Genomic DNA, 13,794 nt, shown 5'->3' with positions numbered 1-13,794 from the left:
TGCGTCACCATCACCACACCCCGCCGCAGTTCGGGCGTCGACAGATCACGCAGGTCGACCCCGTCGAGCAGCACCCGGCCCTCTGTCGGGTCGTATGCCCGCGCCCAGGAGGCCGGAGTGGCGCTCGACGACACGCCCCGCTCCCTCGCGGACCTCGACCAGCTCCCGCCCCGCTGGCGGGACGACCCCGAGGAGCTGCCCTGGGTCGGCAACGACGCCGGGCTCTATCTCGGCACGGTCCTCGTGCGCACCGTTCCCGGCGCCGGCTGGCGACTGCGGCCGGACGGCCAGCCGGTGGTGCTGCTCGCCTCCGGGCGGGAGATCAACGTGGTGGACGCCGGGCTCGACTGGGCCACCACCGGCGCGCCCCAGCTCTCCCAGGTCTACGCCGAGGCCGCCGAGTTCTGACCGCCTCACCTCCCCGCCCCGCCCCCGGGACACCCCTTTTGCAGTAAATACGGCTTATCCCCTCTTTATGCGTGTCGGGCGTGAAGTCCCCTTTTCTGCTGGATAGTTTGCGCTGACCTCGACACCAGCGGAGAACACAGGGGGCAGGGCAGCACATGGCCGTCGTCGATCGCGATCCGTTGATCGAACTGCGGGGCGTCAACAAGCACTACGGCACGTTGCACGTCCTCCAGGACATCCACCTCACCGTCGGCCGCGGGGAGGTCGTCGTCGTCATCGGCCCGTCCGGCTCCGGGAAGTCGACGCTCTGCCGGGCCATGAACCGCCTGGAGCCGGTCGAGTCCGGCGACATCCTGATCGACGGGCAGCCGCTGCCCGCCGAGGGCAAGGCGCTCGCCCGGCTGCGCGCCGAGGTCGGCATGGTCTTCCAGTCCTTCAACCTCTTCGCGCACAAGACCGTCCTCGCCAATGTCTCCCTCGCCCAGATCAAGGTCCGCAAGCGCGGGAAGGAGGAGGCGGACCGGCGTTCGCGCGAGCTCCTCGACCGGGTCGGCCTCGCCGCGCACGCCGACAAGTTCCCCGCCCAGCTCTCCGGCGGCCAGCAGCAGCGCGTGGCCATCGCCCGCGCCCTCGCCATGGACCCCAAGGCCCTGCTCTTCGACGAGCCGACCTCGGCGCTCGACCCCGAGATGATCAACGAGGTCCTGGAGGTGATGCGGCAGCTCGCCCAGGAGGGCATGACGATGGTGGTCGTCACCCACGAGATGGGCTTCGCCCGCTCCGCCGCCCACCGCGTGGTGTTCATGGCCGACGGCCGGATCGTCGAGGACCGCACCCCCGAGGACTTCTTCACCGCACCGCGCAGCGAGCGGGCCAGGGACTTCCTGTCCAAGATCCTCACGCACTGACGGGACCGGAAGCATGCAGCGTACGCAACGAACCCTCGCCGCGCTGGCCCTCCTGCTCGCCGCCGTTTTCGCCGGCGCCGGCTGCGGCAAGGAGGGCAGCCCGCCCGTCAAGGGCCCCGAGCCCGGCGAACTCCCCGTCTACCAGGTGCGGTCCGGCTTCACCCTGCCCGACTCGCCCACCTGGAACCGGGCGAAGAAGCGCGGACACCTCGTCGTCGGCGCCAAGGAGGACCAGCCCTACATGGGCGAGAAGGACCCCGCGACCGGCACCTACTCCGGCTTCGACATCGAGATCGCCCGGATGATGGCCGCCTCCCTCGGCTTCGACCCGGCCGGCATCGCATTCCGCACCATCGCCTCCGCCAACCGCGAGACCGCCCTGCAGAACGGCCAGATCGACTACTACGTCGGCACCTACACCATCAACGACAACCGCAAGAAGCTCGTCGGCTTCGCCGGCCCCTACTACATGGCCGGCCAGTCCCTCCTCGTCCGCACCGACGAGGACGACATCCACGGCCCCGAGGACCTCGACGGCCGGCGCGTCTGCTCGGCCGCCGGCTCCACCCCGTTCCAGCGCATCCAGAAGGAGTACCCGAAGGCCGACCTCGTCGCGTACGACACCTACTCCGTGTGCGTCGACAATCTGCTCACCTACCAGGTCGACGCCGTCACCACCGACGACACCATCCTCATGGGCTACGCGGCCAAGGTCCCCGACGAACTCAAGATCGCCGGGAAGCCGTTCTCCAAGGAGCCGTACGGCATCGGCGTCCCGCGCGAGGACACCGCGCTGCGCTTCGCCCTCGACGACGCGCTCGCCGCCCACCAGAAGAACGGCGACTGGAAGAAGGCCTATGACGCGACCCTCGGCCTCTCCGGGGTTCCCGCCCCGAAGCCGCCCGCCATCGACCGCTACCCGGCCGGCTGAGGAAGGAGCACCGCCACCCCATGGACGTCCTGACACGGAACTTCTCCACCTACGGCGAGGGCTTCCTCGGCACCCTCGAACTCACCGTCTACGCCTCGCTCCTGGCCCTCGCGCTCGGCTTCCTCATGGCCTCGTTCCGCGTGGCGCCGGTGGGCTCGCTGCGGGTGCTGGGCACCGTGTGGGTCACGGTGCTGCGCAACACCCCGCTCACCCTGCTCTTCTTCGCGGTGATGCTGGGCCTGCCCCGCTTCGGCATCGTGCTGCCCTTCAAGCTGTTCGCGGTCCTCGCGCTCGGCTGCTACACGTCCGCCTTCATCTGCGAGGCGCTGCGCTCGGGCATCAACACCGTCCCGCTCGGGCAGGGCGAGGCCGCCCGCAGCCTCGGCATGACCTTCGGCCAGACCCTCGGCAACGTCATCCTGCCGCAGGCCTTCCGCTCGGTCATCCCGCCGGTCGGTTCCACCCTCATCGCCCTCGCCAAGAACTCGGCCATCGCCGGGGCGTTCAGCGTCACCGAACTCCTCGGCACCTACAAGACGTTGAGCGAGCTCGGCTACAACATCATCTGGACCTTCGTCTGGATCGCCGTCGGCTACCTCATCATCACCCTCGCGATCAGCGCGCTCTTCCACTTCCTGGAGAGCCGCTGGGGAGTCGCCCGATGACCACCGCCTCCACCGCGCTCTACGACATCCCGGGACCCCGCACCCGCCGCCGGCACCTGCTGTACGGCCTCGTCTCGACCCTCGTGATCCTGGGCATCGCCGCCTGGATCCTCTATCTCCTCTTCGACACCGGCCAGTTCACCGCCACCAAGTGGTCGCCCTTCGCGTACGAGGGCATCCAGGAACTCCTGCTGCGCGGCCTCGGCAACACCCTCAAGGCCTTCGCGTACGCCTCGGTGCTCTCCCTCGCGCTCGGCGCGGTCCTCGCGACCGGCCGGCTCTCCGAGCACCGGGTCTTCCGCTGGAGCGCCACCCTGTTCGTGGAGTTCTTCCGGGCCATGCCCGTCCTGGTGATGATCTTCTTCATCTTCGTGGCGCTCAAGGTCCAGCCGCTGCCCGCTCTGGTCGCCGGACTGACCCTGTACAACGGCTCGGTGCTCGCCGAGGTCTTCCGTACGGGCGTCAACGCCGTGGCGCGCGGCCAGCGCGAGGCGGCGTACGCGCTCGGCATGCGCAAGACGCAGGTGATGACCTACGTCCTGGTGCCGCAGGCGGTGCGGGCGATGCTGCCCGCCATCATCAGCCAGCTGGTGGTGGCGCTGAAGGACACCTCGCTCGGATTCCTCATCACCTACGAGGAGTTCCTGCACGCGGGCAAGCTGATCGCCTCCAACCTGGACTACGACCTGCCCTTCATCCCGGTCGTGATGGTGATCTCGCCGATCTACATCGGGATGTGCGTCCTGCTCTCCTGGTTCGCCACCTGGGTGGCGAAGCGGGAGCGGCGCAGCCCGAAGACGAGAGCCGCGGACATCGCTCCCGCCGAACCGGCCACGCTGCTGCCGGGCCGCGAGTAACCCCCGCACGGGACCCCCGCACGGGCCCTGCCCGCCCGGCAGCAGCCGGTGATCACTCCTCCCGCAGCGGTACCGACAGATGACTCGGGTCGCCCGCGGGGGAGGAGAAGGTCAGCTGCGCGCCGGTCGGGTTGTGCTCGATGTACAGCGGGTCGACCGTGTCCACGACCAGGGCGAGCCGGTGCCCGGCCGGCACGTCGTACGCCGTCGAGAACAGCTCCAGGTCGACGGCGAACGGCTTGCCGGGCGCCTTGCCATGGAAGGTGTACGGGGCGTTGCTGATCAGCTTGCCGGTGCCGAGGGGGCCCACGTCGTACAGGTAGGCGACGAAGGTGCCGCTGGACGCGGTGGGTGTGACCGTGGTGTGCAGCCGCGCCGTGCCGCGCACCCGCTGCGGGGTGTCGTAGCGCTCGGACTGCCAGACGGCGGCGAAGGCGCGGGGGAGCAGCGGGATGGAGGCGACGGGCGGGGCCTGGAAGAACTGGTCCAGGAGGTTGGAGAGCATCACGACGCCTCCGTTGGCGCCCGAGTCGACGTTCGCCCACAGGTGCTCGGAGTCGCCGAGCATGATCCTGCGCTGGTCGGCGCCCACCGACTTCCAGTCGGGGTAGCCCTCGTAGCCGGCGTCGGAGCGCGGCTTGAGGCGGACCGGCTGCTCGCGGTCGACGCCGTTGTCCTCGCCCTTGAGGTGGTGGTCGAACCAGCGCCGGGTGCTGGTCCAGGTGTCGTTGGGCAGTCCGAGCAGGCCGGTGGCCTCGGCGGTGGCGTGGTCGCCCGGCCGGAACTCCAGGCGCTTGGGAAGGTTGAGCTTCTCGTAGAAGCTCGCGAACTGGTTGGGCGGGAAGACGGTGTCGCCCCAGGCGTTGCCAAGCATGATCGCCGGGCGGTTGGTGTTGAGGGCGTCGACATAGGTCGCCGCGGAGCGCTTGCGGCCCCAGGCGATCATCTCGTCCTCCTTCTCCAGGTTGGAGGAGAGGAAGTCGCCCAGGATCTCGCGGAGTTCGGGGCCGGGCCGTCCGGTGAGGTAGCCGGCGCCGCCGAGCAGGGCGGCGGCCTGGAGGTGCTGGGTGCGGCCGCTGTAGATGGAGTCGATGAGGTCGGCCCAGCCGCTGAGCGCGGCGACCGCCCTGATCCGCTTGTCGTGCGCGGCGGCGAGCAGGCTGATCCCGGCGCCGTAGGAGACGCCGGCCATGCCGACCTTCGCCGGGTCGGCCGGGGTGTTCGCGAGGGCCCAGTCGATGACGTGGGAGGCGTCGGCGACGTCCTTGGGTCCCGCGGTCTCGATCTCGCCGCCGGACTGCCAGAAGCCGCGCGAGTTGTAACTCACCACGACGTAACCGGAGTCGGCGAGCTTCTTCGCCTGCGCCAGGTACTCGACCTGGGGCATGGCCCAGCTGGTGGGCAGGACGACCACGGGGTAGCGGGCGGAGCCGTCGGCGCCGGCCGGGGTGGCGACGTTGGCCTTGAGGATCGTGCCGCCGTCGCCGGCGATGTCGACGAAGCGGAGGGAGCTGCCCGAGTCGGCGGCCTGGGCGGCGGGGGCGAGCCCGAGCGCCGTACCGGCGACGAGGGCGGCCGATACGGCGAAGGGCAGGGCTGTGCGCACGGGTCACTCCTCACTGGTTCACTGAATGGGGGGCAGTGAAGTGACCCGACGGTAACCGCGGAGGCTTACCCGGGGTAACTGGTCGGTAAGTTACGCATGGGTAACGATTGGCGGAATCCCGTCCTCAGGATGACGTCAGCGGAGCGCGCTCTTCGCCCGCCACTCGGACCAGGACAGGTTCCACTCGCCGTAACCGTTGTTCAGCGCCTGCGTGCCCTTGGCGTCCGAACCGGTGATCTCGAACGGATCCCCGACCTGCACCGCCTCGTACACGGCCGCGGCGTTCGCGTCGCTCATGCCGATGCAGCCGGAGCTCCTGTTGGCGTTGCCGAAATAGGCGGCGTTCCACGGCGCCGCGTGCGCGTACATCCCCGACCAGGTCAGCCGCATCGAGGAGTCGACCATCTTGTCGTAGGCGTCGCCCAGACCGACGGTCTCGGAGCGCATGTTGATCGTGCCCTCCTTGGACATCAGGACGGTCGTGCCGCGCCAGGACGCCTTCTCGCCGCCGGGCGTGCCCGCCGACATGGGCACGTCCTTCACCACCCGCCCGTCCCGCAGCAGCTTCAGCCGGTGCCCGTCGAGGTCGACCTTGACGACCTGGTTCCGGCCGATCGTGAAGGTGGTGGAGTAGTCGCGCACGAACCAGCCGCCGGTCCCGGAGTCGACGCCGTTCAGCTCCGCGTCCAGGGTCACCTTCGTGCCCGGCTTCCAGTACTCCTTCGGCCGCCAGTCCACCCGGTCCTTGCCCGACCAGTCCCGCATCCAGCCCCAGGACCCCTCCGTGCCGTTGGAGGTGGTGACCTTCAGCCGCCGCTCCACCGCCGCCTTGTCCTTCACCGGGTGGTCGAACACGATCGACAGCGGCTGGGCGATGCCCACCGTGGTGTTCTTGCCGGGCGCCAGCGTCAGCTTGTTCACCTTGTCCGGCGCGACCGTGGCGAACTCCGCCTTCGCGCTGCCGCCGTCGGCGTCCCGCGCCTCCACCGCGTAGGCGGTGCCCGGCGCGGCCGGCCGATCGGAGGTCCAGGTCTTCCCGTCGGCGGACACCCGCCCGGCCAGGTTCGCGCCCTTGGAGTCCGTCACCGTCACCTGCCGAAGCCGCGGCCCCTCGGTGAGCGTGACCACCACCGGTACTCCCGCCTGCGCCCGCGGGCCGGTCAGGTTCACCGAGATCCGGGTGCTCGGCGCGTCCTCGGCACCCCCGCCCCCCGAGCCGCCCGGCCCGCCGGAACACGCCCCGAGCGTGAGGACCAGGGCGGTGGTGGCGAGCAGGGCGGGCACGGCGGGCACGGGTATGCGGTTCACGGGAACGACCTCCGGTGGTGATCTCTTACGCGAGGTGAGAGTCCCGCCGACCGGAGATGGTTCCGCACATGTGCCCTATTTCTGTGATGTCGGATGTGACATGGGCGATACGGGCGATACGGGTCAGGCGGAGCCGCCCTGGAGCGCGACGGCCTCCGCGAAGTCCTGCCGGGCGTCGGCGTACCGCTTCACGGCGAGCAGGAACAGGGCACGGTCGGTCAGGGCCCGGAAGAGTGCCGGACCGTCGTCCGGGAGGCGGCGGGCGAGGGCCACGCCCTCGTCGAAGACCGGCCGGAGGGTTTCCTCCGCCCGACGCCCGGAGGTCTCCCACCGCAGCGCCTGACGGAGCACCAGCCGACGGTGGACGCCCATCAGCCCCGCCAGGTCACCGGCCGCGCGCAGGGCGGCGGCCTCCCGTTCGAAGGCGGGGATCGAGGCGAGGTACGCCTCCCTGGTGTCCGGCGACCAGCCGTGGACCACATAGGCCCCGAACGGCGGCATCGGGGCGTCCGGAGTGGCCGCCGGCTCGTCCGGCCGCCCCGACAGGACGAAGAGCGTCACCCACCACGCCTGGATGTTGCTCCAGCTCACCGGCTCACCGTCCCGCGCGAGCCGCGTCAGCACCGCCAGCGCCTCCCGCCGGGCGGCCGCGGCCTCCGCCTCACGCCCGGCCGCCGCGAGCATCCGGGCCTGGTGGACGACCAGCCACACCAGCGAGGCCAGCGGCGTCCGGTCCTCCTCCGCCCGGCGCCGTTTGCCGTCCACGAGCCGCCCGAACACCGCCAGCGCCTCCTCGCGCAGCCCCGCGGCGTCGAGCTCGGCCGCCCACTCGACCAGACTCCAGTCGGACGCGTCCGCCCCCTCCCGCCCGAGGTGCCGGCCGTACAGTGCGGCCGCCTCCGCGTGCCGCCCCTCCTCCGCCAGGACCTTCGCGAGCCTCCCGTACGCGCCGGCCTCGGCCGCCTCCTCGCACAGCGCGCGCCCCTCCGCCCGCCGGCCGGCGGCGAACAGCGCCCGCTCGTACGAGCTCAGCGCACGGCCCAGCCGTTCCGGCCGCGCGTCGCCCTCGATCCGCCGGGCCTCGTCCGCCGCCTCGGCGAACAGCCGCACCCGCACCTCCGGATCGTCGAGCTCATAGCCCCGCTGCAGCAACGCGTCCACCAGCTTCGGCAGATAGGCCCGCGGGCTCACCCGCGCCAGCACCCGGTACGCACCGACGTACTCCCACGTGCCGAGCCGCCCCGACCCCAGCAGCAGCACCCGCGCCCGCAGTACCGCGTCCTGATCGATCTTCCCTGTGTCCGCCACGTTCCCCCAGCTCTCCGCGTTCTCCGCGTGCTTCACGAAGGGAGATTCTGGGAGTCGGGGCACAGGCCGGACAAGGCTCTCGAACTGTGCGTTCCGTCCTACGAAAAACGGCTCTGACCTGTCATGATGGTGACGTCTTCACTCCGAGGGGGAGTGCCGGTGGAGAACACGAGCGAGGCACCCGAGGCGGTCGGTGACGCCAAGGCCGTCCCCGATGTCTTCGACCCGCGGATCTACGCGGCCGGCATCCCGCACGACCGCTTCCGCACCCTGCGCGACCACCACCCCGTCGCGCGCCAGGACGAGTACGAGCTCCTCGGCTGGCCCGCCGGGCCCGGGTTCTGGGCCGTGACGCGGCACGCCGATGTCGTACGGGTGCTCAAGGACGCCGCCGGATTCTCCTCGTACCTCGGCGCCACCCAGATCCGCGACCCCGACCCCGCCGACCTCCCCTTCATCCGGCGGATGATGCTCAACCAGGACCCTCCCCACCACGGCCGGCTGCGGCGGCTCGTCAGCCGGGCCTTCACACCGGGCCGGATCGAGCGCTTCACCGGCACCGCGCGCCTCCGGGCCCGCCAACTCCTGGAAACGGCAAAGGAGTCCGGCCCGGAAGTGGACCTCGTGCGGGCCGTCACCGACGACTACGCCCTGCTCAACCTCACCGACCTGCTCGGCGTGCCCGCGAGCGACCGAGGGCTGCTGCACAAGTGGACCGAGCGGGTCATCGCCTATCAGGACCCCGACGAACCGCCCGTCCTCGACGCGGCGGGCCGCCCGGTCAACCCCCGCTCACCCGCCCAGCTCGCCGAGATGTTCGCCTACGCGCGGGAACTCGCCGCCCACAAGCGCGCCCATCCCGCCGACGACATCATGACGACCCTCGCCACCGGCGAACTCCGGGACGCCGAACTGGAGATGTTCTTCTTCCTGCTGACCGTCGCGGGCAACGACACCGTCCGCTCCGCAGCCCCCGGCGGACTGCTCGCCCTCGCCGAACACCCGGACCAGCGGCGCGCCTTGTGGTCCGGCGAGGTCGGAATGGACACGGCGGTCGACGAACTCCTGCGTGTCCACCCGCCGGTGCTCTCCTTCCGGCGCACCGCCACCCGGGACACCCGGCTGGCCGGCGTGCCGATCGCCGCCGGGGACAAGGTCGTCGTCTTCCACGCCTCCGCCAACCACGACGAACGGGTCTTCGCCGCCCCCCACCGGCTCGACCTCGCCCGCACCCCCAACCCGCACGTCTCCTTCGGCGACGGCCCCCACGTCTGCCTCGGCGCCCACTTCGCCCGGCTCCAGCTCCGCGTCCTCTACGAGGAGGTACGGGCGGCCTGCGCCGGCCTGGAGCTCGCCGGGCCGCCCCGGCGTCTGGTCTCCAACTTCATCAACGGCATCAAGTCGCTGCCGGTGCGGGTGGAGCCGTACGCGCCTCGCGGGTGATGTCGGCGACCACCTCCACCACATCGGGGCCGTACGCGTCGGAGTTGACGACCTTCAGCAGCAGCGCGAACGTGCCGTCGCGTCCGTGGGTGCGGGCCAGCTGCTCGTGGTGCCGGGACAGATGCCGGGCCGCCGCCTGATTGGCGACCGCGGCCTGGCCGCAGAGCAGGAACAGCGGCCGCTCGCCCTCACCGCCCGTCAGCCGGGCGAGGACGACGTACTCGACGGTGCCCCACTGGGCGCGGTAGCTCTGGCCGCCCACGGTGAACATACCCCGGTCCTCCCGTGGCTCCGGCTCCACGTTCATCGTCAGCCCCGGCAGCAGATTCACGAGGTGGGCGGCCATACGGTGATTCGAGTAGGGCCCGCCGATGCAGAACTCCGTCGTCTCGCCCAGTCCCCGGCGGGCCGTGTCGTGCTGGACGATCCGCAGCCGCGCACCACAGTCCTTGATCAGGGCGGAGAGTTCGAGCAGCGCCGACACGTCGGTGGCGTGCACGGCACGCTCGTTGCCCGCCTGCCGGTTCACCACGAGCAGGCACTCCGAGCCGGTCGGAAGCCCGAAGAAGGCCTGCTTCCTGCGGAGTCGGCGCCGCAGGGCGAAGGTGCGGGCCAGCCAGCCGAGGGAACCGCTGACCCCGGTGGCGAGGACACCGAGGACGACGTTCCACAGGTCTTCGTTCATGGGCGCGCATGCTAGCGGCGATCGGGTGACCGTTCGAGAGGCGGTCCTGACGGAAGGCGGCGGCCGAAGTTACGCTGCGCGGACGGTCATCGACTGGAGGTAAGGATGCGTCGTTCCGTCGTACGCGGTTCGGCCCCGCGCCGTTCCGCCCTGCGCAGCGCGTCGATCGTGGCCGTCGCGGCCACCGTGCTCTCGGTCGGGGCCGCCGCGCCACCGACGACCGCACCCCCGACGACTCCGCCCCAGGAGACGCCGGTCAAGGTACCCGTCGCCACCGGCTGGGGCGGAGCCGTCGCCAGCGTCGACGCCGACGCCTCCGCCGTCGGCGTCGAGGTGCTGCGCCAGGGCGGCAACGCCGTCGACGCCGCCGTCGCCGTGGCCGCCGCCCTCGGCGTCACGGAGCCGTACTCGGCCGGCATCGGCGGAGGCGGCTACTTCGTCCACTACGACGCCAAGACCCGTACCGTCCACACCATCGACGGCCGCGAGACCGCGCCCGCCTCCGCCGACGCGAACCTCTTCGTCGAGAACGGCAGGCCCATCCCCTTCGAGGAGGGCATGACCAGCGGCCGCGGCGTCGGCACCCCCGGCACCCCCGCCACCTGGGAGGCCGCCCTCGACGCCTGGGGCAGCAAACCGCTCCGCTCGCTGCTGCGCCCCGCCGAGCGGCTCGCCCGCGACGGCTTCACCGTGGACGCCACCTTCCGCGCCCAGACGGCCGCCAACGAGGCCCGCTTCCGCGACTTCCCGGCCAGCTCCGCGCTCTTCCTGCCCGGCGGCCGGCTGCCCGTGGTCGGCTCGACCTTCAAGAACCCCGACCTCGCCCGTACGTACGCGAAGCTGGGCCGGGAAGGCGTCGGCGCGCTCTACGAAGGGCCGCTCGCCCGCGACATCGTGAACACCGTCCAGCACCCGCCGGTCCGCCCGGGCGCCACCCGGGTCGTCCGCTCCGGCGACCTGACGGAAGCCGACCTCGCCGCGTACAAGACCATCGAGCGCCGCCCCACGAAGGTGTCCTACCGCGGCCTCGACGTCTACTCGATGGCGCCGTCCTCCTCCGGCGGCACCAGCGTCGGCGAGGCCCTCAACATCCTGGAGGGCACCGACCTCTCCCGCGCCCCCGAGGCCCGCTACCTCCACCGCTTCATCGAGGCGAGCCGGATCGCCTTCGCCGACCGGGGGCGCTGGGTGGGCGACCCCGCCTTCGAGGACGTGCCCGTGCGCGGACTGCTCTCCCAGCGGTACGCCGACTCCCGGGCCTGCCTGATCCGCGACGACGCCGTCCTGACCAGCCCCCTCGCGCCCGGCGACCCGCGCGACCCGGTGCCGTGCGAGAGCGGCGGCACGGCCGCCCCCACGACGTACGAGGGCGAGAACACCACCCACCTGACCGTCGCCGACAAGTGGGGCAACGTCGTCGCCTACACCCTCACCATCGAGTCGACCGGCGGCAGCGGCATCACCGTCCCCGGCCGCGGCTTCCTGCTCAACAACGAGCTGACCGACTTCTCCTTCGCCCCGGCGAACCCGGCCGTGCACGACCCCAACCTGCCCGGCCCGGGCAAACGGCCGCGCTCCTCGATGTCGCCGACGATCGTGCTCGACAAGGCGGGCCGGCCGGTGCTCGCGCTCGGCTCCCCGGGCGGCGCCACCATCATCACCACCGTGCTGCAGACCCTCACCGGAGTCGTGGACCGGGGCCTGCCGCTCGTCGACGCCATCGCCGCGCCCCGCGCCAGCCAGCGCAACCAGACCACCACCGAACTCGAACCGGCCCTGTGGAACAGCCCGCTCCGGGCGGAACTCGAAGCGCTCGGCCACGCCTTCCGGCAGAACCCCGAGATCGGCGCGGCGACCGGCGTCCAGCGGCTGCCCGACGGGCGCTGGCTGGCCGCCGCGGAGACGGTCCGCAGGGGCGGCGGCTCGGCGATGGTGGTCAGGCCGGCGCCATGACAGGCACCCGGAACTAGAGCGCGGTCAGGATGCGCGGACCGTCGTCCGTGACGGCGACGGTGTGCTCGGTGTGGGCCGCGCGCGAGCCGTCGATCGTACGGATCGTCCAGCCGTCCCTGTCCGTGTAGTGGTGGTCGGCACCGCTGCCGATCAGCATCGGCTCGATCGCGATCACCATCCCGTGCCGCAACGGCATGCCCCGGCCCGGGCGTCCCTCGTTGGGGATGTCCGGGCCCTCGTGCATCGTGCGGCCCACCCCGTGGCCGCCGAAGCCGTCCGCGATGCCGTAACCGGCGCGGCGGCAGACGCGGCCGATCGCGTGCGCGATGTCGCCGACGCGGTTGCCGACCCGTGCCGCCGCGATGCCCGCCTCCAGGGCCTCGTACGCGGTGTCGACGAGCCGGGCGTCCTCCGGGCGGGCCCGGCCGACCGTGAAACTGACCGCCGCGTCCCCGACCCAGCCGTCGAGCACCGCCCCGCAGTCGGCGCTCAGCAGGTCGCCGTCCGCGAGCCGGGTGTCGTCCGGGACGCCGTGCACGATGGCGTCGTTGACCGAGAGGCAGACCACCGCCGGGAAGGGCACCGGCGCCCAGTCGGGCCGGTAGCCCAGGAACGGCGAGCCGGCTCCCGCCGCCGCCAGGACCCCGCGCGCGACCTCGTCCAGCTCGGCGAGCGTCACCCCGGGCGCCGCCTTCTCCCGTACGGCCTCCAGGGCCTGTGCCACCACCCTGCCGGCCTCGCGCATGAGCAGCAGGTTCGCATTCGTCTTGATCTCCACCATGCCAATTACTATACCGGTATTAGAATGGGCGCCATGGTGCGCACACCCCTGACCCCCGAAGAGCGCGAGCGCGGCGAACGCCTCGGCCTGCTGCTGCGCGAGGCGCGCGGCGACCGGTCCATGGCGGAGATCGCCGCGGCCGCCGGCCTCTCCGCGGAGACCCTCCGCAAGATCGAGACCGGCCGGGCCCCGACCCCCGCCTTCTTCACCGTCGCCGCGCTCGCCGGCGTCCTCGGCCTGTCCATGGACGAACTGGTGACGCGCTGCGCCCTCGTCCCCCTCTAGCCGGGGCCGGACCGGTGTCCAGGGGGTCGGTGTCCAGGGGTTCGGTGTCCAAGGGCGGGTGTCCAGGGGTTCGGTTCCCCGGGCCCGCGCTCACGGCTCGGTGATCGCCGAGGCGCGGGCCGGCTACGACGCCGACGTCTGAGGGCCGCCCGCCGCTGCGTAGGCTCCCGGGCATGGAGCCCGAGATGAACCCCGACGCGATGCCCGATGCGAAGCCGGACGTGACGCCCCAGGTCACACCGGGCGCGATGCCGGAAGAACTGCGCCGCGGCCGCTACGTCAGCCTCACCACCTTCCGGAAGGACGGCACCGGCGTCGCCACCCCCGTCTGGTACGCGGTCGAGGGCGACGAGCTGTACGCCTGGACCCGCACCGACTCCTGGAAGGTGAAGCGGCTGCGCCGCGACCCTCGGGTCGTGGCCGCCGTCTGCGACGTGCGCGGGAACGTGGCGAAGGGCGCCGCGCGGGTGGAGGGCACGGCCCGGCTGGTCACCGGGGAGGAGCTGCGGCGGGTGCGCCGGCTCCTCTCCCGCAAGTACACCTGGCAGTTCTGGGCGGTGGACTGGCCCGCCACGATCGCCCGCCTGGGCAAGCGCCCGCACACCGGGATCGTCGTGAGGTTCACGGGTGCCTGACCGAAAACCCTGCGTAGCCGT

General features: G+C 71.8%; 13 protein-coding genes and 1 pseudogene. 9 read left to right on the top strand and 5 right to left on the bottom strand.

The window, feature by feature from the left end; all coding sequences use genetic code 11:
* Window positions 1-99 precede the first annotated feature (99 nt).
* The 5 genes and pseudogenes from ABTZ91_RS10265 to ABTZ91_RS10245 form a co-directional block, all read left to right on the top strand.
* Window positions 100-408 (top strand): annotated as a pseudogene (locus tag ABTZ91_RS10265) (DUF6278 family protein); the annotation flags it as partial.
* 155 nt (window positions 409-563) lie between these two features.
* Complete coding sequence (locus tag ABTZ91_RS10260) at window positions 564-1,316, top strand: amino acid ABC transporter ATP-binding protein (RefSeq protein WP_352076690.1); 753 nt, start codon at window positions 564-566, stop codon at window positions 1,314-1,316.
* Between the two features lie 13 nt (window positions 1,317-1,329).
* Window positions 1,330-2,247 (top strand): glutamate ABC transporter substrate-binding protein, encoded by a 918-nt coding sequence (locus ABTZ91_RS10255; RefSeq protein ID WP_352076689.1) that lies wholly within the window; start codon window positions 1,330-1,332, stop codon window positions 2,245-2,247.
* Between the two features lie 20 nt (window positions 2,248-2,267).
* Entirely contained in the window at window positions 2,268-2,912 is a 645-nt protein-coding gene (locus tag ABTZ91_RS10250) for an amino acid ABC transporter permease (RefSeq protein WP_352076688.1), read from the top strand.
* A complete protein-coding gene (locus tag ABTZ91_RS10245; RefSeq protein WP_352076687.1) occupies window positions 2,909-3,769 on the top strand; it encodes an amino acid ABC transporter permease in 861 nt (286 codons plus the stop codon). The genes ABTZ91_RS10250 and ABTZ91_RS10245 overlap by 4 nt, the downstream gene beginning before the upstream one ends.
* 52 nt (window positions 3,770-3,821) lie before the next feature.
* On the opposite strand, the gene ABTZ91_RS10240 is transcribed toward ABTZ91_RS10245, so the two are convergent.
* The 3 genes from ABTZ91_RS10240 to ABTZ91_RS10230 form a co-directional block, all read right to left on the bottom strand.
* Window positions 3,822-5,375 carry an alpha/beta fold hydrolase gene (locus ABTZ91_RS10240; protein WP_352076686.1) on the bottom strand — a complete coding sequence of 518 codons (1,554 nt, stop codon included), beginning with the start codon at window positions 5,373-5,375 and terminating at the stop codon, window positions 3,822-3,824.
* 135 nt (window positions 5,376-5,510) lie between these two features.
* Window positions 5,511-6,683: an Ig-like domain-containing protein gene (locus ABTZ91_RS10235; RefSeq protein WP_407077928.1), complete on the bottom strand. Its 1,173-nt coding sequence runs from the start codon at window positions 6,681-6,683 to the stop codon at window positions 5,511-5,513.
* A gap of 123 nt (window positions 6,684-6,806) precedes the next feature.
* Entirely contained in the window at window positions 6,807-8,027 is a 1,221-nt protein-coding gene (locus ABTZ91_RS10230) for a hypothetical protein (RefSeq protein WP_352076685.1), read from the bottom strand.
* Between the two features lie 123 nt (window positions 8,028-8,150).
* On the opposite strand from ABTZ91_RS10230, the gene ABTZ91_RS10225 reads away from it, so the two are divergent.
* Window positions 8,151-9,434 (top strand): cytochrome P450, encoded by a 1,284-nt coding sequence (locus ABTZ91_RS10225; RefSeq protein ID WP_352076684.1) that lies wholly within the window; start codon window positions 8,151-8,153, stop codon window positions 9,432-9,434.
* Here the strand turns inward: ABTZ91_RS10225 and ABTZ91_RS10220 are convergent.
* Window positions 9,388-10,119 carry a hypothetical protein gene (locus tag ABTZ91_RS10220; RefSeq protein ID WP_352076683.1) on the bottom strand — a complete coding sequence of 244 codons (732 nt, stop codon included), beginning with the start codon at window positions 10,117-10,119 and terminating at the stop codon, window positions 9,388-9,390. The two genes, ABTZ91_RS10225 and ABTZ91_RS10220, sit on opposite strands and share 47 nt — an antisense overlap.
* A gap of 105 nt (window positions 10,120-10,224) precedes the next feature.
* On the opposite strand from ABTZ91_RS10220, the gene ggt reads away from it, so the two are divergent.
* Entirely contained in the window at window positions 10,225-12,072 is a 1,848-nt protein-coding gene (gene ggt / locus ABTZ91_RS10215; RefSeq protein ID WP_352076682.1) for a gamma-glutamyltransferase, read from the top strand.
* A 13-nt stretch (window positions 12,073-12,085) separates the two neighbouring features.
* Here the strand turns inward: ggt and map are convergent, their stop codons facing one another.
* Window positions 12,086-12,853 (bottom strand): type I methionyl aminopeptidase, encoded by a 768-nt coding sequence (gene map, locus ABTZ91_RS10210; protein ID WP_352076681.1) that lies wholly within the window; start codon window positions 12,851-12,853, stop codon window positions 12,086-12,088.
* 33 nt (window positions 12,854-12,886) lie between these two features.
* On the opposite strand from map, the gene ABTZ91_RS10205 reads away from it, so the two are divergent.
* Both ABTZ91_RS10205 and ABTZ91_RS10200 read left to right on the top strand, forming a co-directional pair.
* Window positions 12,887-13,138, top strand: coding sequence for a helix-turn-helix transcriptional regulator (locus ABTZ91_RS10205; protein WP_352076680.1), 252 nt, complete (start codon window positions 12,887-12,889; stop codon window positions 13,136-13,138).
* Between the two features lie 248 nt (window positions 13,139-13,386).
* Window positions 13,387-13,773, top strand: a complete 387-nt coding sequence (locus ABTZ91_RS10200) for a PPOX class F420-dependent oxidoreductase (protein ID WP_352076711.1) — start codon at window positions 13,387-13,389, stop codon at window positions 13,771-13,773.
* Window positions 13,774-13,794: the final 21 nt, after the last annotated feature.

Source organism: Streptomyces sp. NPDC126499, from assembly GCF_040302485.1.
GTDB lineage: Bacteria > Actinomycetota > Actinomycetes > Streptomycetales > Streptomycetaceae > Streptomyces.
Note: the sequence above shows the minus strand (reverse complement) of the source record. Positions and strands in the feature narration are given on the sequence as shown.